Raw genomic sequence first — 21,230 nt, forward strand, 5'->3', positions numbered from 1 at the left:
TCCCGTCAGCGACCCGGCTTCGACAGGAAGACGGAACGCGCCGGCGGCGGTGACGGCACCGCCGTGGCATCCGTCACCACCGGTGCGCCCGCGATGAACCGGCGGAGCTCGTCGCCGTCGACGAGCTTCGCCGGAGCGGGGTCGCTCGCGAGCCGTCGGGGCAGGCCCGCGAAGGGCAGCTCCTGGTCGGACGCGTACATGACCACGTTGCCGAACCGCCGCCCCTTCAGCATCGACGTGTCGGCCGCGATCGCGACGTGCGCGAACACGTGCGCGAGCGTCGCCGCCTGCGAGCGGGCGAACGCGAGCCCGGCGCCGTCGGCGACGTTCACCGCGACGATCCCCTCGGGCGCGAGGCGCGGTGCGAGGAGTCCGTAGAACTCGGCGCTCGTCACGTGCGCCGGGGTGCGCGCCCCCGAGAAGATGTCGACCACCGCGAGGTCGACCGCGCCGTCGAGGCCGGCCGGCAGCTTCTGCAGCACCTCGCGCGCGTCGCCGTGCCGGATGCGCACCTGGGCGCCGCGGGGGAGCGGCAGGTGCTCGCGCACGAACTCGACGAGGTCGCTCTCGAGCTCGACGACCTGCTGCCGCGAGCCGGGCCGGGTGGCCGCGATGTAGCGGGGCAGCGTGAGCGCCCCGCCGCCGAGGTGCAGCGCCGTGATCGGCTCGCGCTCGGGCCGCACGAGGTCGGCGGCGTGGCCGATGCGCCGCACGTACTCGAAGCCGAGCCAGTCGGGGCGGTCGAGCTCGACGTGCGACTGCGGGGTGCCGTCGACGAAGAGGGTCCACGACCCGGGCACGCTGCGCGACTCCTCGAGGCGGGCGACGTGGCCGCTCACGGCGAGGCGGCGTTCGAGGTCGGGCACGGATGCCACGCTACCCGCCTCGTGCGCGACCGGCCGTGTCGCGGCATCCGCTCGGTGCCGTGCGCGACGCGGCGCGGCTCAGCAGGCGCCCCACAGCGCGACGTCGAGCCGGTGCTCCGTGAGCACCTCGCCGGGGAACGGGCCGCCCAGCGTGAGGCGGTCTACGAGACCCGTCGGAAGGCCGTCGGGCGCGGCCACGAGCACCGCGTTCCCCTCCTCGGCGCCCGAGAGCGTGGTCGGGTCGCCCGCGACGAGCAGGGCGGCGCCCGGGTCGGCCCGGGCGAGGGCCCGCGTCTGCGCGCGCAGGCGGGCGAGCCCGGCGGCGTCGGCCACGTTCACGACGAGGAGGCCCCCGGGCGACAGGAGCGTGAGGCATCCGCCCATGAAGGCCGGCTCGTCGACGAAGGCGGGAGCGTCGAGCCCCGTGTAGAGGTCGAGGACGACCGCGTCGAACGGGCGGGCGGCCGCGAGCGGCGAGAGCATCTCGCGGGCATCGGCCACGACCACCCTGATGTCGGCGTCGGCGGGCAGCGGCAGGCGGCCGAGCACCAGGTCGACGAGCTCGGCGTCGTGCTCGACCACGACCTGCTCGGAGCCGGGCCGGGTCGCGGCGACGTAGCGGGGGAGCGTGAAGGCGCCGCCGCCGAGGTGCAGCGCGCGGATCGGCTCGCCCACCGGACGCACCGCGTCGAGCACGTGGCCGATCCGGCGCACGTACTCGAAGAAGAGGCGGGTCGGGTCGTGGGGGTCGACATGCGACTGCGCCGTGCCGTCGACGAGGAGCGTCATCCCGGTGCGGGAGAACACGTCGGCCTCGAACTCGATGCGCGGTGGCGCCATGCCTGCATCGTGCCACGATCCGGCGGCCGCGTGCCGGGTGAGCAACGGTTGCTCATGCGCGCTCGCCGCGAATGCCCGACACTGGGACCACGCGACGACGAGGAGGCGGCATGGCCGAGGTCTACGAGCAGCTCGGGGGTCCCGACGGGGTGCGCACGGCCGTCACGGTGTTCTACAACCGCATCACCGCCGACGAGCAGCTCGGCCGCTGGTTCGAGGGCATCGACCTCGACCGACTGAAGGCGCACCAGCGCGCGTTCCTCACGGCCGCGTTCGGCGGGCCGCAGGTGTTCTCGGGCCGGGGCCTGCGCGAGGCGCACGCCGACCTCGCGATCACGGATGCCGCGTTCGACGCCATGGTCTCCACGCTGCTCACGAGCCTCGCCGACCTCGGCGTGGCGAAGGAGGCGGTGACCGCGGTCGGCGAGCGGCTCGAGGGCGCGCGGGCGGAGGTCGTCACCGCCTGAGCAGGTGACGTCGTGCCACGGAAGGCAGTTCGCCGCGGCGCCCCGGCGCTCAGGCGCGCAGCTCGTGCCGCCCGCGGATGCCGAGCTTCGTGTACGTCGACTGCAGGTGGTTGTTCACCGTGCGGGGCGAGAGGAAGAGGCGCGTCGCGATCTCGTTCGAACTGAGCCCCTGCGCGGCGAGCGAGGCGATCTCGCGCTCGCGCGGCGTGAGCGGCTCCGCACCGTCGGAGAACCGCAGCAGCGGCGTGCGCGCGCCCTCGCAGGCGGCGGCGAGCGACGCCGCGCGCTGGAGGTCGGCGGTCGCCTCGCGACCGTCTCCCGCCGCACGGGCCGCCTGCCCGGCCGAGGCGTAGGCCTCGGCCGCGGAGAGGAGGTGCCCGATCGACTCCCACTCGGCGCCCACCGCGCGCAGCGCCGCCGCGTCGGCGGCCGCCTCGGCCGCGGCGTGCGCGAGTCGACGGCGCACCGCGGGCGAATCGGATGCCGCGGCGAGCCGCCCGAGCCGCTCGGCCGCCGTGCGCGCGTGGGCGCGTGATCCGAACCGCACGAGGTGGTGCAGGAGGCCAGCCGCCACGCTCACGGCGCCGCGCTGCTCGAGCACGTCGACGCGGGCGAGGATCGTGGCGGCCGCGGCATCCGGTCGCCCCTCGCCGACGGCGATCCACGCGTCGGCGAGCGCCGTGACGGAGTTGTCCTCGTCGAGTCCCGCGATCACCTGGGCGCGCAGCTCCCGGGCGCGCGCGACATCGCCCTGCTCGGCAGCGACGATCGCGAGGAAGCAGCGCGCGAACTCGCGCAGCGACTTCGGGCCGTGCAGCTCGGCGCCGCCGACCGTGTCGCGGAACCAGCGCGCGGCCGTGTCGAGCCGGCCGAGCTGCCAGAAGATGCGGCCCATCATGAACTCGTCGAGCCGGGCGGTGAGGGCGTCGTCGTGTCGGATCGCGTCGTGCAGCGACTCGATGACCGTCGCCCGCGCGTCGTCGAGCCGGTCGGCCGCGATGAGCACGTGCGCGAGCGCGAGCTCCGCGCGCCGGGGCACGATGACCGAGTGGTCGGCCTTCGCGAACCGCACCGCGCGCTCGGCGGACGCGATCGCCTCGGCGTCGCGTCCGAGCGTCACGAGCGGCATCGCCCGGGACAGGTCGAGCACGGCCTGCTCGAAGGCGGTGTCGCCGGCCACGGCGGCGGCGGACTCGACGTGGGCGAGCGCGTCGTGCGCGTATTCGAGGTTGACGAGGAGCACCGCCTTGCTGAGCGCGATCGTCGCGGACTGCCCAGGCAGCGCATCCTCGAGCGACTCCAGCAGCTCGAGCCCGCGCGCGCTGCCCAGCGGGTCGCCGCCGAACACGTCGGCACGGGCCGCGCCGATGGCGGCGAGCAGCTCGGGCGGATCGCCGTCGGTGACCGCGCGCTCCTCGGCGCGCGCGAGCACGGCGAGCGCGTCCTCGGCCCGGCCGAGCGACCAGAGCAGCTCGCCGTGCAGCAGGAGCGCCGCCGCGTCGTCGGCACCGGCGGCCACGGCGGCCGCCGCCAGGCGCTCGGCGGTGCGCCGGTCGTGCGCCATGCGCGCGAGCGACGCCGAGCGGGCGAGCACGCCCGCATCGGACGGCCGACCGGCGTCGAGGCGCCAGATCGCCACCCGGAGCTCGTCGGCCGGGGTCATCGGGCGGGAGGCGACGACGTCGGCCTGCTCGAGGAGGAGCGAGACGGCGCGGAGCCGCGGGATGCTGTCGCGCACCGCCGAGGCGTAGTGGGGGTGCGCGAGTCCGACGCGCATGCGAGCGCCCGACTCGTCGACGCGGATGAGCCCTCGCATCTCGAGCTTGGCGAGCGCCTCGGGCGCGCCGGGGCGGGCGAACTCGTCGAACGCGAGCGGCTCGCAGAGCGCGAGGCGCTCGACCGTGTCCCGCTCGTCGTCGCCGAGCACGCGCAGCCGGGCGCGGATGAGGTCGCGCAGGGCGGGCGTGCCGACCGGCTCGCCGACGAGCTGCCACAGCCCGTCGGCCGAGACGAGCGACCCCGCGTCGGCCGCGCCGATCGCGAGCTCGCGGAGGAAGAGGGGATTGCCGTGCGACACCGCGTGCAGCTCGACCGCGTCGCGGTGCGCGATCGGCCCCCCGAGCACGCGCGTGAGCAGTTCGCTGACCTCGTCGACGTCGAGCGGAGCGACGTCGAGCCGCACCGCGTCGCCGGCCGCCGCGAGCGAGAGCAGTCCGTCGGGCACCGGGTCGGACTCGCCGACGGTGCCGACGAGCCGCAGCACGCCCGACTCCACGAGCTGGGCGATGAGCGCCACCGAGACGGAGTCGACCGCCGAGACGTCGTCCACGGCGAGGACCGTGCGCCGTCCGGCGGCGACCTTGCGCACGGCCGCGCTCGCCGCTGCGTAGAGGGCGATCGGATCGCCCGCCGCCGTCACCATCGCCACGGGATCGCCGGCCAACACGGGCGCGAGCGCGCCGAGGGGCACGGCGCTGAGGGCCGTGTTGCCGCTCGCCGCGAGCACGCACCAGCCGTCGTCGCCGAGGCGCTCGGTCACGGCCTGCATCACGCGGCTCTTGCCGATGCCCGACGGCCCGTAGACCAGCAGCGTCCGGGCGGAGCCCGTGAGCGCCGCGACGCCGCGGTCGACGAGCAGGTCCCGGCCGACCAGCGGCCACGCCTCGTCCAGCCCGCGCGGCGCCCCCGCCGACTCACCAGGTCCCACCGACACCCTCACCCTCGGTTCCCGGCGACGCCGGTGGATTCACTGTACGACCTCGTCCGTCGCCGGAGCAGGGCGGCGGTGTACCCCGAACGGGTGCCCGCTGAGCAACGGCACCCGTCTCCCTGAGCAATCGTCGCCACCCACTGAGCAACGGATGCCGCGACGTGAGCAACGACCTCCCGACGCGATTGAGCAGCCCCTGCCCATCCGCCGCCGCACGCCGCCGAACCAAGCTGATCTCCGGCAGCCACGGCTGCCCCGCGGAGCCCGAAGCCCCGCGGCCCACGACCGGCAGGAGCGACCGAGATGCGATCCACCACCCACGTGCCCGAGTCGGCCGGCGACGGCCGTCGCCCGTTCGCGTCGCGGCTCGCGGCCCTCGGCCTCGCCGGGGCGCTCGCGACCACGGTGGCGCTGACCGCCGCGCCCGCCGGCGTGGCGGCGTCCGATCGCGGGCCCTCCGATGAGGCGCGCGTCGCGGCATCCGCCCGGCCCGTCGACCTCGAGGCCTACGTCGAGCGCACGGTCGCCGAGTACGACGTCGCACCGGCGCACTGATCCACCAGACGAACCACCCACCACACGAACACCGACGCCGGGCGATCGCCCGGCACCAACCTCAGGAGCAGATCATGAACATGTTCAAGCAGTTCGGCGACATGGCGAAGATGGTCCAGGCCGCACCCGGCCTCATCGACCAGGCCAACGCCCTCTCGGCCCAGTCCGAGTCCTACCGCGCCCAGATGGACGCGCAGGCCGTGCACGCGATGACGGCGCAGCCGGCGCCCGGCAACCTCGAGCCCATCGCGGGCGTCGACCTCGACCGCTACGCGCGCATCGTCAAGGGCATCGCCGCGTACCAGTACGACGAGACCAAGCTGCCCGTCGTCGCCGGCATGTTCGGCGTCGACCCGGCCTCGTGGGCCGAGGCGCAGTCGGGCTGGGGTGCGCGCATCCAGGCCGACCGCGGCGTCGGCCGCCGATTCAACGAGATCTACGCGGTGGTCTGAGATGGGCTTCCTCAAGGACCTCACGACCCTCACCCGCCAGGCGAACATCGCCTACGACCGGATGGACGTCGGCGCGAGCCTCGCCGCCGCGAGCCGCTCCATGGAGGACGCGAGCCGTGTGCTCGCCGCGACCACCCCCCGCCCCGAGGACGCCGCGCTCGAGGCCGTGCGCCTGCGTGCCACGGCGAACGTCGTCGACGCGCGCCAGCTGCCCATGGTCATCGGCATGAACGTCGTGGTCGAGCTCGACCTCGTCGTGGCGATGCCGAGCGGGTTCCCGTTGCCGGTGACGCGCACCGAGCAGATCGCGCCGCTGCACCTCGCCCGTGTGACGCCCGGCTCGACGGTCGACGTGAGCATGGTGCCAGGACGTCCGGACACCGTGCGGATCGAGTGGGGCGCCTGACCACGGCCTCGCGCCCCGGGAACGCCACCGACGCCCCGCCGGCACCCTCGCCGGCGGGGCGTCGTCGTGCCCGCGAATGTGCGTCGCACGGGCATGCCGGGGGGATCGGCGCGGTCGTCGCGCAGGCGTGGCACGGGAATCAGTGGGGCCGTCGCGGGGTTATACCCGACATCGGCGCACAAATCAAGATTCCGACTGGACATGGCGCGTCGTATCGCATATAGTTGTTCTTTGCGCTCCCAGACCTACCCTGCCTTCATATTGTGGTCGGCTTTCGCGTGCCGGGGTTCATGACCTCAGGCATCCGCGACACGTCTCGGGGGTCCTACTCTCCGCTACCGACAGTGAACCGGCCCGACAGGGCCGATGGAGGTTAATTCACTTGGCTGCTGCGCGCAACGCAACCACGCCCACCCCCAAGAACGGACGCGGTGCAAGCCGCCTCTCGTTCGCAAAGGTCACCGACACCCTCACGGTACCCGACCTGCTCGCCCTCCAGACCGAGAGCTTCGACTGGCTCGTCGGCAACGACGCGTGGAAGGCGCGCGTCGAGGCGGCGGTCGAGGCCGGTCGTCAGGACCTGCCCGAGGCCACCGGCCTCGAGGAGATCTTCGAGGAGATCTCGCCCATCGAGGACCTCGGCGAGACCATGCAGCTCTCGTTCACGAACCCCGAGCTCGAGCCGCCGAAGTACACGATCGACGAGTGCAAGGAGAAGGGCAAGACCTACTCCGCCCCGCTCTACGTGAACGCCGAGTTCATGAACCACCTCACGGGCGAGATCAAGACCCAGACGGTGTTCATGGGCGACTTCCCGCTCATGACCCCCAAGGGCACCTTCGTCATCAACGGCACCGAGCGCGTCGTCGTCTCGCAGCTCGTCCGTTCGCCCGGCGTCTACTTCGAGCGCACCCCCGACAAGACGTCCGACAAGGACATCTACTCGGCGCGCGTGATCCCGAGCCGCGGTGCGTGGCTCGAGTTCGAGGTCGACAAGCGCGACCAGGTCGGCGTCCGCATCGACCGCAAGCGCAAGCAGTCGGTCACGGTCTTCCTGAAGGCCCTCGGCCTCACCTCCGAGGAGATCCTCGAGGAGTTCGCCGGCTACGAGTCCATCGCGCTCACCCTGGAGAAGGACAACATCCTCACCAAGGAGGAGGCGCTCAAGGACATCTACCGCAAGCTGCGTCCGGGCGAGCAGGTCGCCGCCGAGGCCGCGCGTGCGCTCCTCGACAACTTCTACTTCAACCCGAAGCGATACGACCTCGCCAAGGTCGGCCGGTACAAGATCAACCAGAAGCTCGGCCTCGAGGCCCCGCTGACGGACTCGGTGCTCACGGTGCAGGACATCGTCGCCACGATCAAGTACCTCGTCGCCCTGCACGAGGACCGCGCCACGCTGCCCGGCCGCCGCGGCGGCAAGGACGTGGAGATCCGCCTCGACGTCGACGACATCGACAACTTCGGCAACCGTCGCATCCGCGCGGTGGGCGAGCTCATCCAGAACCAGGTGCGCACCGGCCTCAGCCGCATGGAGCGCGTCGTCCGCGAGCGCATGACGACGCAGGACATCGAGGCGATCACGCCGCAGACCCTGATCAACGTGCGACCCGTCGTCGCGGCGATCAAGGAGTTCTTCGGCACCTCGCAGCTGTCGCAGTTCATGGACCAGAACAACCCGCTCGCCGGCCTCACGCACAAGCGCCGCCTCTCGGCGCTCGGCCCCGGCGGCCTCTCGCGCGACCGCGCGGGCGTCGAGGTCCGCGACGTGCACCCCTCGCACTACGGCCGCATGTGCCCGATCGAGACGCCGGAAGGCCCGAACATCGGCCTCATCGGCTCGCTCGCGTCCTTCGCGCGCATCAACTCGTTCGGCTTCATCGAGACGCCGTACCGCAAGGTCGTCACGGGCAAGGTCACCGAGCAGATCGACTACCTCACCGCGATGGAGGAGGAAGACTACATCGTCGCCCAGGCCAACGCGCCCCTGAAGGCCGACGGCCACTTCGTGGAGGACCGCGTCCTCGCCCGCAAGAAGGGCGGCGAGGTCGACCTGTTCCCCGCCGACGAGATCGGCTACATGGACGTCTCGCCGCGCCAGATGGTGTCGGTCGCCACGTCGCTCATCCCGTTCCTCGAGCACGACGACGCGAACCGCGCCCTCATGGGTGCGAACATGCAGCGCCAGGCGGTGCCGCTGCTCCGCAGCGACTCGCCGTTCGTGGGCACCGGTATGGAGGGCTACGCCGCGGTCGACGCGGGTGACGTGGTCACCGCCGGCCGCTCGGGCGTCGTGACCGAGGTCTCGGCCGACTTCGTGACCGTGCAGCTCGACGAGGGCGGCACCGACACGTACTACCTGCGCAAGTTCGACCGCTCGAACCAGGGCACGTCGTACAACAACCGCGTCATCGTCTCCGCCGGCGACCGCGTGGAGGCCGGCGAGGTCATCGCCGACGGTCCCGCGACCGACAACGGCGAGCTCGCGCTCGGCAAGAACCTCCTCGTGGCGTTCATGCCGTGGGAGGGCCACAACTTCGAGGACGCGATCATCCTCAGCCAGAACCTGGTGAAGGACGACGTCCTCTCCTCGATCCACATCGAGGAGTACGAGGTCGACGCCCGCGACACCAAGCTCGGCAAGGAGGAGATCACCCGCGACCTCCCCAACGTGAGCCCCGACCTGCTGGCCGACCTCGACGAGCGCGGCATCATCCGCATCGGCGCCGAGGTGCGTCCCGGCGACATCCTCGTCGGCAAGGTCACGCCGAAGGGCGAGACCGAGCTCTCGGCCGAGGAGCGCCTGCTCCGCGCGATCTTCAACGAGAAGAGCCGCGAGGTGCGCGACACGTCGCTGAAGGTCCCCCACGGCGAGCAGGGCACGATCATCGGCGTCAAGGTGTTCGACGCGCAGGACGGCGACGACGAGCTCGGCTCGGGCGTCAACCAGCGCGTGGTCGTCTACATCGCCCAGAAGCGCAAGATCACCGAGGGCGACAAGCTCGCGGGCCGTCACGGCAACAAGGGCGTCATCTCGAAGATCCTGCCGGTGGAGGACATGCCGTTCCTCGCCGACGGCACCCCGGTCGACGTCATCCTCAACCCGCTCGGCATCCCCGGCCGCATGAACTTCGGCCAGGTGCTGGAGACCCACCTCGGCTGGGTCGCCAAGCAGGGCTGGAAGGTCGAGGGCAAGCCGACGTGGGCGAAGCGCCTGCCCGAGGCCGCGCACGAGGCCGCTCCCGGCACGAAGGTCGCGACCCCGGTGTTCGACGGCGCCCTCGAGGAGGAGATCGCGGGTCTGCTCGACTCGACGCTCCCCAACCGCGACGGCGAGCGGCTCATCGACTCGAGCGGCAAGACGCAGCTCTTCGACGGCCGCTCCGGCGAGCCCTTCCCGTACCCGGTCTCGGTCGGCTACATGTACATCCTGAAGCTGCACCACCTCGTGGACGACAAGATCCACGCGCGCTCCACCGGCCCGTACTCGATGATCACCCAGCAGCCGCTCGGTGGTAAGGCGCAGTTCGGCGGCCAGCGCTTCGGTGAGATGGAGGTGTGGGCCCTCGAGGCCTACGGCGCCGCCTACGCGCTGCAGGAGCTCCTCACGATCAAGTCCGACGACATCCTCGGCCGCGTCAAGGTGTACGAGGCGATCGTCAAGGGCGAGAACATCCAGGAGCCCGGCATCCCCGAGTCCTTCAAGGTGCTCATGAAGGAGATGCAGTCGCTCTGCCTGAACGTCGAGGTCCTCTCGGCCGACGGCACCGCGGTGAGCCTGCGCGACACCGATGACGAGGCCTTCCGCGCTGCGGAGGAGCTCGGCATCAACATCTCCGCGCGCTTCGAGTCGTCGAACATCGACGAGATCTGATCCCCGGCCAGAACGACGACAGAGACTTTCTAGGAGAGAAATTGCTCGACGCAACCACTTTTGACGAGCTTCGCATCGGTCTGGCCACCGCCGACGACATCCGTCGTTGGTCCTATGGCGAGGTCAAGAAGCCCGAGACCATCAACTACCGCACGCTCAAGCCCGAGAAGGACGGCCTCTTCGGCGAGCAGATCTTCGGACCCAGCCGCGACTGGGAGTGCGCGTGCGGCAAGTACAAGCGCGTGCGCTTCAAGGGCATCGTCTGCGAGCGCTGCGGTGTCGAGGTCACGAAGTCCTCGGTGCGCCGTGAGCGGATGGGCCACATCGAGCTCGCCGCCCCGGTGACCCACATCTGGTACTTCAAGGGCGTGCCCTCGCGCCTCGGCTACCTGCTCGACATGGCGCCGAAGGACCTCGAGAAGGTCATCTACTTCGCCGCCTACATGGTGATCGACGTCGACGACGAGGGTCGTCACGCCGACATGCCCGGTCTCGAGAACGAGCTCCGCCTCGAGCTCAAGACGATCGGCGACCAGCGCGACGCGCGCATCGCCGAGCTGATGGCGCGCAAGGAGGCCGAGCTCGCCGAGCTCGAGGCCGAGGGCGCCAAGAGCGACGTGCGCAAGCGCGCCGAGGCCGCGGCCGACAAGGAGATGTCCGGCGTCCGCAAGTCCGCGGACGAGCAGATCGCGCACCTCGAGCGCGTGTGGGAGGCCTTCCGCACCCTCAAGGTCGGCGACCTCAAGCCCGAGGACTCGGACTTCCACGAGCTCCAGGACCGCTTCGGCATGTACTTCGACGCCTACATGGGCGCCGAGGCCATCAAGAAGCGCCTCGAGGCGTTCGACCTCGCGGCCGAGGCCGAGGACCTGCACCTGCAGATCGCCGAGGGCAAGGGCCAGAAGAAGATCCGCGCCATCAAGCGCCTCCGGGTCGTCAACTCGTTCCTCGCCACGGGCAACTCGCCCGCTGCGATGGTGCTCGACGTGGTCCCGGTGATCCCGCCCGAGCTGCGCCCGATGGTGCAGCTCGACGGTGGTCGCTTCGCCACGTCCGACCTCAACGACCTCTACCGTCGCGTGATCAACCGCAACAACCGCCTCCGTCGCCTGCTCGACCTCGGTGCCCCCGAGATCATCGTCAACAACGAGAAGCGGATGCTGCAGGAGGCCGTCGACGCGCTGTTCGACAACGGCCGTCGTGGTCGCCCCGTCACGGGCACCGGCAACCGCGCCCTCAAGTCCCTGAGCGACATGCTCAAGGGCAAGCAGGGTCGCTTCCGCCAGAACCTGCTCGGCAAGCGCGTCGACTACTCGGGCCGTTCGGTCATCGTGGTCGGCCCGCAGCTCAAGCTGCACCAGTGCGGCCTGCCCAAGCAGATGGCGCTCGAGCTGTTCAAGCCGTTCGTCATCAAGCGCCTCATCGACCTCAGCCACGCGCAGAACATCAAGGCTGCCAAGCGCATGGTGGAGCGTTCGCGTCCGCAGGTGTGGGACGTGCTCGAGGAGATCATCCGCGAGCGCCCCGTGCTGCTGAACCGTGCGCCCACCCTGCACCGCCTCGGCATCCAGGCGTTCGAGCCGCAGCTCGTCGAGGGCAAGGCCATCCAGCTGCACCCGCTCGTCTGCGCCGCGTTCAACGCGGACTTCGACGGCGACCAGATGGCCGTGCACCTGCCGCTGTCGGTCGAGGCCCAGGCCGAGGCCCGCATCCTCATGCTCGCGTCGAACAACATCCTGAAGCCGTCGGACGGCCGTCCGGTGACCCTGCCCTCGCAGGACATGATCATCGGCCTGCACCACCTGACCACGCAGAAGGACGGCGCAGCGGGCGAGGGCCGTGCGTTCTCGTCGATCGCCGAGGCCATCCTCGCGTTCGACCAGAACCGCTTCGGCGCGCTCGAGCTCGACCTCAATGCCAAGGTGCGGATCCGCCTCGAGGGCCTGCACTTCGCCGAGGGCGACGAGCCCGAGGGCTTCGAGTCGGGCAAGCCGTTCCTGATGGAGACGACCCTCGGTCGCGCCCTCTTCAACGAGGCGCTGCCCGAGGACTACCCGTTCTTCAACCAGCAGGCCGGCAAGGGCCAGATCTCGTCGATCGTCAACGACCTCGCCGAGCGCTACCCGAAGACGGAGGTCGCCGCGACCCTCGACCGCATCAAGGACGCCGGCTTCCGCTGGGCGACCCGTTCGGGCGTGACCGTCGCGCTCTCGGACATCGTGACCCCGCCGAACAAGGGCGAGATCGTCTCGAAGTACGAGAAGCAGGCCGCCAAGGTGCAGTCGCAGTTCGAGAAGGGCCTCACGACCGACCTCGAGCGTCGCCAGGAGCTCATCCAGATCTGGACCAAGGCCACCGACGAGGTCGCCCGGGCCATGCAGGAGAACTTCCCGACCGACAACACCATCAACCGCATGGTGACCTCGGGCGCTCGTGGCAACTGGCTGCAGGTGCGCAACATCGCCGGCATGCGAGGCCTCGTGAACAACCCGAAGGGCGAGATCATCCCGCGTCCGATCATCTCCTCGTACCGCGAGGGGCTGTCGGTGGCTGAGTACTTCATCGCCACGCACGGTGCCCGCAAGGGCCTCGCCGACACCGCGCTCCGTACCGCCGACTCGGGCTACCTGACCCGTCGTCTGGTGGACGTCTCCCAGGATGTCATCATCCGCGAGGACGACTGCGGCACGACGCGCGGCCTCGACCTGCCGATCGCGACGACGGATGCCTCGGGCGAGCTCGTCCGCGACCCCAACGTCGAGAACTCGGTGTTCGCTCGCTCGCTCGCGGCCGACGCCGTGAACGCGAAGGGCGAGGTCGTGGCCGAGGCCGGCTCCGACGTCGGCGACGTGCTCATCAACGAGCTCATCGCGGCCGGTGTCGAGTCGATCAAGGTCCGCTCGGTGCTCACCTGCGAGTCCGCGGTCGGCGTCTGCGCGAAGTGCTACGGCCGTTCGCTCGCGACCGGCAAGCTCGTGGACATCGGCGAGGCCGTCGGCATCATCGCGGCCCAGTCGATCGGCGAGCCGGGCACCCAGCTCACGATGCGTACCTTCCACACCGGTGGTTCGGCCTCGGCCGACGACATCACGCAGGGTCTTCCCCGCGTGCAGGAGCTCTTCGAGGCCCGCACCCCCAAGGGTGCGTCGCCCATCGTCGAGGCCCCCGGCCGCATCACGATCGACGAGACCGAGCGTCAGCGCAAGGTCATCCTCACGCCCGACAACGGCGACGAGCCGATCGCGTACAACGTGCTCAAGCGCTCCACCCTCCTCGTGGAGGACGGCCAGCACGTCGAGCTCGGCCAGCAGCTGATCGTCGGCACCGTCGACCCGAAGGAGGTCCTCCGGGTCAAGGGCGTCCGCGAGGTGCAGAAGCACCTGGTGGACGGCGTGCAGGACGTGTACCGCTCGCAGGGCGTGCCGATCCACGACAAGCACATCGAGGTCATCGTCCGCCAGATGCTCCGCAAGGTCACCGTCGTCGACCACGCCGACACCGACCTGCTCCCGGGCGAGCTCGTCGACCGTTCGCGGTACAACGAGATCAACCGTGCGGCGCTCACCGAGGGCAAGAAGACGGCTTCGGCCCGCCAGGAGGTCATGGGCATCACCAAGGCCTCGCTCGCGACCGAGTCGTGGCTGTCGGCCGCGTCCTTCCAGGAGACGACCCGCGTGCTCACGCAGGCCGCCATGGAGGGCAAGTCCGACCCGCTCGTCGGCCTCAAGGAGAACGTGATCATCGGAAAGCTGATCCCCGCCGGCACCGGTCTGAACAAGTACCGGAGCGTCGCGGTCGAGGCCACGGAGGAGGCGAAGGCGGAGCGCTACCCGAACCGCATCTTCGCCGACGACGCGGCCTTCGCCGAGGGCGACCTCAGCTTCGTCGACTTCGACGCGTTCTCGAGCGACGACTTCACCCCCGGCAACTACAGCTAGTCGCCGAATCGCACGAAGGGCCCCGGAGCATTCCGGGGCCCTTCGTCGTGCCGCCGTATCTTCCGCGCGGCTCCGCGGCGGGGCGTGCGCGCGTTGCTACAGTGAGGCCATTCGCGGGTGCGAGGGCGCCCGGAAGGAGCGCGATCATGAGCAGCACGACTCCCGGATCCGACCCGGAACGCCCGCTCGACCCCGATGCCGTCGACGGCGAGCCGTCAGTCGATGACGTGCCCGCCGACGACGCGCCGGCCGACACGGGCGCGCACGAGCCCGTCGTCGCCGATGACGCACCGGCTGCGGCATCCGAGCCCGTCGCCGAACCCGAGCCCGACGTACGGTCGGCGGATGCCACGCCGGAGGCCGAGCCCGAGCCGGTCGTGACCGAGCCCGCGGCATCCGAGCCCGTCGCCGCCCCGCCCGTGGTGACCGAGCCCGCGGCCGACGACACCTCGCGCCTCGACGCGGCGGTGCAGCGCGCGAACGCGGAGCCCGTGGCATCCCACGACGTGGGGGAGCCGGATGCCCCCGAGCCCGTGCCCGCCGGCAGCGTGCGCCGCGAGACCTACGTGCCGGCCGCGACCGTCGCCGCGGGCACCGCCGCCGGCGCCGCGACCTTGGCTCCCGACCACGAGGCCGTGCCCGCCGCGCTCGCCGCGCCGCAGACGATCTACGTGCAGGCGCCCACGCCGCCGAAGGCCCGCGGCAACCGCGGATTCGGCGTGCTCGTCGCGCTCGTGGCCGCCGTCGTGTTCGCGCTGCTGTACGCGGGCATCGGCTACCTCGTGCTGCTCGCGCAGACCGACCCGCAGCAGGCGGCGTCGGTGTTCCTCCAGTTCGTGGCGCAGCCGGTGTACTGGGTGCCCGTCATCGCGACGTTCGTGGGCTTCACGCTGCTCGCCGTGATCGTGAACCGCGGGCCGTGGTGGCAGTACGCGGTGTTCGGCCTGCTCGTCGGCGTGTTCGTGTACCTCTCCTACATCGGCGCCGCGCTGCTCACCGTGCAGGCGTGGACCATGACGATCGACCAGGCGAACGACTTCATCCGGGCCCGCTGGCTCGACCCGTTCGCCCTCATCGCGGGCATCCTGGCCCGCGAGATCACGATCTGGCTCGGCGGCTGGGTCGCCTCGCGCGGCCGCGGCGTGACGGAGCGCAACCGCCTGGCCCGCGAGGCCTACGACCGCGAGCTCGCGGCGGGTCCGCAGCCGATCCGCCCGTAGAGCTTCCGCAGCGACCGGAACGTACCCGGCGGCTTCCCGGCCGCCGGGTACGCTGCTGTGTCGGGGATGGTGACTCCTCCCCATCGACAGCACCCGCCCGATCGGGTTTGCTGGCTCGTTGACCCTGCACCCGAGGAGCCACGTGAGCATCACCATGCACGTCGAGGACGCGCCCGTGCCCGGCCTCGACGCCTCCGGGCGGCCCGATCCGGCGTACGCGGCCCGCCTCGGACTCCGGCCGGCGCCGGCCGGTCGACGCGCCGCCGCGTTCGCGCTCGACGCCGCCGCCTACGTGTTGGCCGCATCGCCCGCCATCGTCGGCGCGGTGCTGCTGGCGAACGCGATCGTCGGGTCGGATGCCGCGACCGGCGTCGATCCGTCGTCGCTCGTGCTGCCGCTGGTGCTCGTCGCCGTCGGGCAGGTGCTCGTGGCCGCGTTCGGCATCACGCAGCTCGCCCTGCACGGACGACGCGGCGTCACGCTCGGCAAGCGCGCGCTCGGGCTCCGCTCGGTGCAGGTCGCCGACTTCGGGCGCGCCGGGTTCTGGCGCGTCGTGCTGCGCGTGCTCGTGCTCTGGGCGTCCCAGGTCGTGCTGCCGCTCGTCGGACCTGCGCTGATGTTCGCGTCGGGGCTCTGGGACCCCGAGCAGCGCGGCCGCAGCTGGCTCGACCGCGTCGGACGCTGCTGGGTCGTCGACGTGCGCGAAGGCCTCGACCCGTTCGACCTCAAGGCGCTGCGGCATGCGCGTCGGCAGCTCGATGCGCCCGCCGCCTCGGTCGCGCGCATGCCGTCGCTCGCGACCGACCGTGCCATCGACGAGCAGACGTTCATCCCGCAGGCGCGCTCCGCCTCCGGCGTGGTGGCCGCGGTGCCCGAGGCGGGCGCGTGGACGCCGCCGCCGATCGCGGGGCCGGCGGTCGCAGCGCCGGCCGCCGCGGCGGTCGCGCCCGCTCCCGCCGCCGTGCCTGCTGCAGCGGCCGCGCCCGCTTCCGCATCCGCCCGCGCCGCCGTGTTCGCGTTCGACGACGGCAGCCGCTTCGACGCGGCGGGCACCGGCCTCCTCGGCCGGCGTCCCGCGCGCGCCGAGGGCGACCCCGCGAGCATCCTGCTGGTTCCGCTCGCCGACGACTCCATGGGCATCTCGAAGACCCACGCGCGCTTCGACGTCGACGACGCCGGCGTCTGGATCACCGACCGCTGGTCGCGCAACGGCACGAGCGTCGCCGCACCCGGACGCGCCCCGGTCGAGCTCGTGCCCGGCGCCCGCACGCGCGTGGACGGCGGCACCAAGGTGGAGCTCGGCGGCCGCTGGTTCGTCGTCGAGGAGGTGGCGGCCCGATGAGGCTGAAGCTGGGCCTGCGCCGTCAGGCCGGCGCCGCGGCCGACGTGGTCGTGACGACCGACGCGACCGCGACCGTCGGTGACGTGGCGCGAGCGATCGCCGACGACGATCCGGCCTCCGCGCATCTGCCGCGGCACACCGGGCCGCTCACGCTCGCGGTCGCGCCGCCCACGTCGAGCGAGCCCGTCGTGCTCGACCCCGACCTGCTCGTCGCCGATGCGCCGATCGGCTCGGGCTTCAACGCCGCGGTGGTGTCGCCGACCGCACGTCGAGCGGCCGACGCGGGCACCGTCGCGATCCTGCACGTGCACACCGGCTCCGAGGCCGGACGCCAGGTGCCGCTCGGACGCGGCCAGCACGTCATCGGTCGCAGCGCCGACGCCGACGTCGTGCTGCAGGACGCCCTCGTGTCCAAGCGCCATGCGCGCATCGAGGTCGATCAGGCCGTCGAGCTCGTCGACCTCAACTCCGCCAACGGCCTCATCGTCGACGGCGGTCCCATGACGCGCATCCGCGTCATCCCCGGCCAGCGCATCACAATCGGCGACACCGACGTGTCGTTCTCGCTCGTCGCGGGCACGGATGCCGCGGCCGACCCGGTGCTCGAACGCGGCGGCGCGCTCATGTTCAACCGCTCGCCCCGCGTGGAGGCCCGTCACCCCGGCACCGAGCATCCGCAGCCGCGCATCCCCACCGAGGAGAATCCGCGACTCTTCCCCTGGCCGATGATCGTGTCGCCGATGATCGCCGGACTCGCGATCTTCGCGCTCAACGGGCGCCCCGCCTCGCTGCTCATCGTCGTGCTCTCGCCGCTCATGCTGCTCGCGAACTGGTTCGGCTCGCGCACGCAGTCGAGCCGCAAGCTCAAGCAGGAGATCGAGACCTTCGAGGTGCAGCTCGAGGAGCTCGAGGAGACGCTGACCCGCGAGGTCGTCGTCGAGCGCGAGCGCCGGCAGGGGGAGACGCCGCCCGTCGCGGTCGTCTACGAGCAGGCGATGCGGCTCGGCCCCATGCTGTGGACCCGCCGGCCCGAGCACTGGAACTTCCTCGCGCTCCGGCTCGGCGTCGGGTGCGCGCCGAGCCGCAACACGATCGCCACCTCGGAGGCGGCACTGCCGGGCATCGTGACGTACTCCCGGCAGGTCGAGGTGCTGCGCGACCGCTTCGCCGAGATCGACGACGTGCCCGTCATGGAGCTCCTCACGAGCTCGGGCGCGCTGGGGATCGCCGGACCGATGCACCTCGCGGCCGACGCGGTCCGCGGCCTCGCCGTGCAGCTGTTCGGCCTGCACGCGCCGAACGAGGTCGTCGCGGCCGCGATCGTCGACCCCGCCTGGAGCCGCGAGCTCGAGTGGCTGAAGTGGCTGCCGCACACGTCGGGCGCGCGGCATCCGCTCGCCGACGTCGCACTCGCCGACAGCCAGTCGGCCGGCGCGAGCCTGCTGAGCGCGCTCGAGGAGACGATCCTCGAGCGGCTCTCGGCCTCGGCCGCGCGCCGCGGGCCGCTCGCCGACACCAAGGCGTCGATGTCGCGCGGTGCCGACGTCGGCTCGCCCTCGGGCGAGCGCTCCGACGACCCGCGGCCCGACAGCGCGCTCATCCTGTTCGTGTCGGCGGATGCCCCGGTCGACCGTCCCCGGCTCATCCAGCTCATCGAGCGCGGGGCCGACGCCGGCATCCACACGGTGTTCGTCGGTCCGAGCGTCGAGTCGCTGCCGGCCGCGTGCCGCACGTTCGTCGACGTGACCGCCGGGCTCGACCAGGCCACGGTCGGCGTGGTGCGGTCGGGCGCCGAGTACGCCGGTGTGCGCGTCGAGGGCGTCTCGGCGCGGTACGCGGAGGTCTTCGCGCGCCGGCTGGCGCCCGTGGTCGACGCCAGCACGGTGGTGGAGGACTCGAGCGACCTGCCCCGCAGCGTCTCGATGCTCACGCTCATCGGCGACGAGTTCGCCTCGAGCCCGGCGGGCGTCGTCGACCGCTGGCGGCAGAACAACTCCGTGATCGACCGCTCGGGCGCGAAGCTGCCCCGGCTGAAGCGCGCCGGCACCCTGAAGGCGTTCATCGGCCAGTCGAGCCCCGATGCGATGACACTCGACCTGCGCACGCAGGGCCCGCACGCGCTCGTGGGCGGCACCACCGGCGCGGGCAAGTCCGAGTTCCTGCAGGCGTGGGTGCTCGGCATGGCGGCGCAGTACAGCCCCGACCGGGTCACGTTCCTGTTCGTGGACTACAAGGGCGGCTCGGCCTTCGCCGACTGCGTCGAGCTGCCGCACTGCGTCGGCCTCGTGACCGACCTCAGCCCGCACCTCGTGCGGCGGGCGCTCACGAGCCTGCGAGCCGAACTGCACCACCGCGAGCACCTGTTCAACCGCAAGAAGGCGAAGGACCTGCTCGAGCTCGAGAAGCGGCAGGACCCCGAGACGCCGCCGGCGCTCGTGCTCGTCATCGACGAGTTCGCGGCGCTCGCCGGCGAGGTGCCCGAGTTCGTCGACGGCGTCGTCGACATCGCGCAGCGCGGCCGGTCGCTCGGCATCCACCTCATCATGGCGACGCAGCGCCCCGCGGGCGTCATCAAGGACAACCTCCGCGCGAACACGAACCTGCGCGTGGCGCTCCGCATGGCCGACGAGTCGGACTCCCGCGACGTCGTGGGCGACGCCGTGGCCGCGGGCTTCGACCCGTCGATCCCCGGGCGCGGCATCGCGAAGACCGGCCCCGGCCGGCTCGTGCCGTTCCAGTCGGCGTACGCGGGCGGCTGGACCACGGCAGAGGTGGCAGAGGCCGAGGTGAAGGTCGCGGAGCTCCGATTCGGGTCCACGATCACCTGGGAGTCGGACGCCGAGCCCGAGAGCGACGCGCACGACGAGGACCCGGGTCCCAACGACCAGAAGCGCATGGTGCGCACGTTCATCGCGGCCGCCGCCGAGGCCCGCGTCCCTGCCCCCCGGCGGCCATGGCTCGACGAGCTCGCCGCGACGGTCGCCGTCGAGTCGCTGCCGCAGCGCGGCGACGCCGAGATCGTGTTCGGCCTCGCCGACGTCCCCGAGCGGCAGCTGCAGGTGCCCATGGCCTTCGTGCCCGATCGCGACGGCGCCATGCTCGTCTACGGCACGAGCGGCTCGGGCAAGTCGACCGCGCTCCGCACGCTCGCGGTGGGCATCGGCCTGCGTCCCGACCTCGGCGCGGCCGAGGTCTACGGGCTCGACTTCGGCGCCGGCGCCCTGCGGTCGCTCGAGGCGCTGCCGCACGTCGGCTCGATCGTGTCGGGCGACGACCCCGAGCGCGTGCAGCGCCTGCTGCGCACGCTCAACGACGTGCTCGACCGCCGGGCCAAGGCGTTCAGCGACGCGAACGCCGCGACCCTCACGGAGTATCGCGAGTTGACCGGCCGAGACGAGCCGCGCATCCTCCTGCTCCTCGACGGCTTCGCCACGTTCAAGACCGAGTGGGACTCCACGACCGTGCGCATGCCGTTCTACAACGTGGTCATGCGCATCCTCGGCGAGGGGCGCCCGCTCGGCGTCCACGTCGTGGCGACGGCCGATCGCGCCGGCGCGGTGCCGACCGCGGTGAGCGCGAACGTCACGAAGCGCGTGGTGCTGCGCCTCAGCGACGAGTCGGGCTACCAGGTGCTCGGCGCGCCGAAGGACGTGCTGACCGAGCGCTCGGCTCCCGGCCGTGCGATCGTCGAGGGCTTCGAGACGCAGCTCGCCGTGCCGGGCGGCACGACGAACGTCGCCGAGCAGACCCGGGTGCTCGAGTCGCTCGCGCGCGACCTGCGCGCCCGCGGGGCGCGCGATGCGGCGCCCATCGGGGCGCTGCCGGCCCTGTTCGGCGCCGGGGAGCTGCCCTCCACCGTGGGGGAGGAGCCCGCCCTCGGCATCGCCGACGACACGCTCGCGCCGATCGGCTTCGAGCCCGTCGGCACGTTCGCGGTCACGGGGCCGCCGCAGAGCGGCAAGACGAACGCCATGCGCGCCATCGTCGACGCGGTGCGCCGGTTCGACCCCGAGGTGAAGCTCTTCCACCTCGCCGGACGCCGGGCGCAGCTCGCCGACCACGCGCCGTGGGTGCGCAGTGCGACCACCGTCGACGGCGTGAAGCTCCTCGCCAAGGAACTCGTCGACGTGGTGGGCGATGCCGACGTGCCCGGGCGGTTCGTCATCGTGGTCGAGAACGTCACGCAGTTCGCCGACTCCGACGCCGAGCGGCCGCTGAAGGAGCTGTTCCAGGCGATCAACCGCAGCGACCACTTCCTTGTGGGCGACGCGGAGGTCGCGACGCTCTCGGCCGGGTTCGGATTCGTCGGCGACTTCAAGGCCGGCCGCCGCGGGCTCGCGCTGAAGCCCGACGCGTTCGACGGCGACTCCGTGTTCAAGACGCCGTTCCCGAAGGTCAAGCGCGCGGACTTCCCGGAGGGCCGCGGCATCTTCGTGCAGAACGGCCGGATCATGACCGTGCAGGTCCCGTTCGCGGGCTGATCCAGGGACCACCCGTGCCGGGCGAGACGGTCCGCCACGGCTCCGGGCAGTGGTGGAACAGGGTGGGGAGTGCTCCCCA

12 protein-coding genes are annotated in these 21,230 nt (G+C 72.0%); 9 read left to right on the forward strand and 3 right to left on the reverse strand.

The genetic code is table 11. The features are described 5' to 3' along the window. Positions 1-5: 5 nt before the first annotated feature. Positions 6-866 carry a spermidine synthase gene (locus tag ACWGO8_RS12045; RefSeq protein WP_452043281.1) on the reverse strand — a complete coding sequence of 287 codons (861 nt, stop codon included), beginning with the start codon at positions 864-866 and terminating at the stop codon, positions 6-8. Between the two features lie 78 nt (positions 867-944). After that, positions 945-1,706: a spermidine synthase gene (locus tag ACWGO8_RS12050; protein WP_452043282.1), complete on the reverse strand. Its 762-nt coding sequence runs from the start codon at positions 1,704-1,706 to the stop codon at positions 945-947. A 110-nt stretch (positions 1,707-1,816) separates the two neighbouring features. Between ACWGO8_RS12050 and ACWGO8_RS12055 the strand changes: the two genes are divergently transcribed. After that, on the forward strand, positions 1,817-2,173 hold the full coding sequence (locus tag ACWGO8_RS12055) for a group I truncated hemoglobin (protein WP_452043283.1): 357 nt from the start codon (positions 1,817-1,819) through the stop codon (positions 2,171-2,173). A 49-nt stretch (positions 2,174-2,222) separates the two neighbouring features. Here the strand turns inward: ACWGO8_RS12055 and ACWGO8_RS12060 are convergent, their stop codons facing one another. Next, the gene (locus ACWGO8_RS12060; protein ID WP_452043284.1) at positions 2,223-4,880 is read right to left on the reverse strand and encodes a LuxR C-terminal-related transcriptional regulator; all 2,658 of its coding nucleotides are present in this window, start codon (positions 4,878-4,880) and stop codon (positions 2,223-2,225) included. 306 nt (positions 4,881-5,186) lie between these two features. Here ACWGO8_RS12060 and ACWGO8_RS12065 point away from each other — a divergent pair, with 306 nt between their 5' ends. The 8 genes from ACWGO8_RS12065 to ACWGO8_RS12100 all read left to right on the forward strand — a co-directional run bounded on the left by ACWGO8_RS12065 (position 5,187) and on the right by ACWGO8_RS12100 (position 21,151). Continuing rightward, positions 5,187-5,438 carry a hypothetical protein gene (locus ACWGO8_RS12065; protein ID WP_452043285.1) on the forward strand — a complete coding sequence of 84 codons (252 nt, stop codon included), beginning with the start codon at positions 5,187-5,189 and terminating at the stop codon, positions 5,436-5,438. A gap of 74 nt (positions 5,439-5,512) precedes the next feature. Beyond that, positions 5,513-5,890 carry a hypothetical protein gene (locus ACWGO8_RS12070; protein ID WP_452043286.1) on the forward strand — a complete coding sequence of 126 codons (378 nt, stop codon included), beginning with the start codon at positions 5,513-5,515 and terminating at the stop codon, positions 5,888-5,890. Between the two features lies 1 nt (position 5,891). Further along, positions 5,892-6,296 carry a hypothetical protein gene (locus tag ACWGO8_RS12075; protein WP_452043287.1) on the forward strand — a complete coding sequence of 135 codons (405 nt, stop codon included), beginning with the start codon at positions 5,892-5,894 and terminating at the stop codon, positions 6,294-6,296. Between the two features lie 382 nt (positions 6,297-6,678). After that, positions 6,679-10,170, forward strand: coding sequence for a DNA-directed RNA polymerase subunit beta (gene rpoB, locus ACWGO8_RS12080; protein ID WP_452043288.1), 3,492 nt, complete (start codon positions 6,679-6,681; stop codon positions 10,168-10,170). A gap of 41 nt (positions 10,171-10,211) precedes the next feature. Next, positions 10,212-14,108, forward strand: coding sequence for a DNA-directed RNA polymerase subunit beta' (rpoC, locus tag ACWGO8_RS12085; protein ID WP_452043289.1), 3,897 nt, complete (start codon positions 10,212-10,214; stop codon positions 14,106-14,108). A 146-nt stretch (positions 14,109-14,254) separates the two neighbouring features. Beyond that, positions 14,255-15,328: a hypothetical protein gene (locus ACWGO8_RS12090; protein WP_452043290.1), complete on the forward strand. Its 1,074-nt coding sequence runs from the start codon at positions 14,255-14,257 to the stop codon at positions 15,326-15,328. A 142-nt stretch (positions 15,329-15,470) separates the two neighbouring features. Further along, positions 15,471-16,670, forward strand: a complete 1,200-nt coding sequence (locus tag ACWGO8_RS12095) for an RDD family protein (protein ID WP_452043291.1) — start codon at positions 15,471-15,473, stop codon at positions 16,668-16,670. Further along, positions 16,667-21,151, forward strand: coding sequence for an FtsK/SpoIIIE domain-containing protein (locus ACWGO8_RS12100; RefSeq protein ID WP_452043292.1), 4,485 nt, complete (start codon positions 16,667-16,669; stop codon positions 21,149-21,151). The genes ACWGO8_RS12095 and ACWGO8_RS12100 overlap by 4 nt, the downstream gene beginning before the upstream one ends. Positions 21,152-21,230: the final 79 nt, after the last annotated feature.

This window comes from Agromyces sp. NPDC055661, from assembly GCF_053618135.1.

Excerpts from the sequence above, each read along its gene's own strand:
- ACWGO8_RS12055 (WP_452043283.1), top strand. The coding sequence starts at position 1,817 with ATGGCCGAGGTCTACGAGCAGCTCGGGGGTCCCGACGGGGTGCGCACG.
- ACWGO8_RS12070 (WP_452043286.1), top strand. The coding sequence starts at position 5,513 with ATGAACATGTTCAAGCAGTTCGGCGACATGGCGAAGATGGTCCAGGCC.
- ACWGO8_RS12075 (WP_452043287.1), top strand. The coding sequence starts at position 5,892 with ATGGGCTTCCTCAAGGACCTCACGACCCTCACCCGCCAGGCGAACATC.
- ACWGO8_RS12090 (WP_452043290.1), top strand. The coding sequence starts at position 14,255 with ATGAGCAGCACGACTCCCGGATCCGACCCGGAACGCCCGCTCGACCCC.
- ACWGO8_RS12050 (WP_452043282.1), bottom strand. The coding sequence starts at position 1,706 with ATGGCGCCACCGCGCATCGAGTTCGAGGCCGACGTGTTCTCCCGCACC.
- ACWGO8_RS12100 (WP_452043292.1), top strand. The coding sequence starts at position 16,667 with ATGAGGCTGAAGCTGGGCCTGCGCCGTCAGGCCGGCGCCGCGGCCGAC.
- ACWGO8_RS12065 (WP_452043285.1), top strand. The coding sequence starts at position 5,187 with ATGCGATCCACCACCCACGTGCCCGAGTCGGCCGGCGACGGCCGTCGC.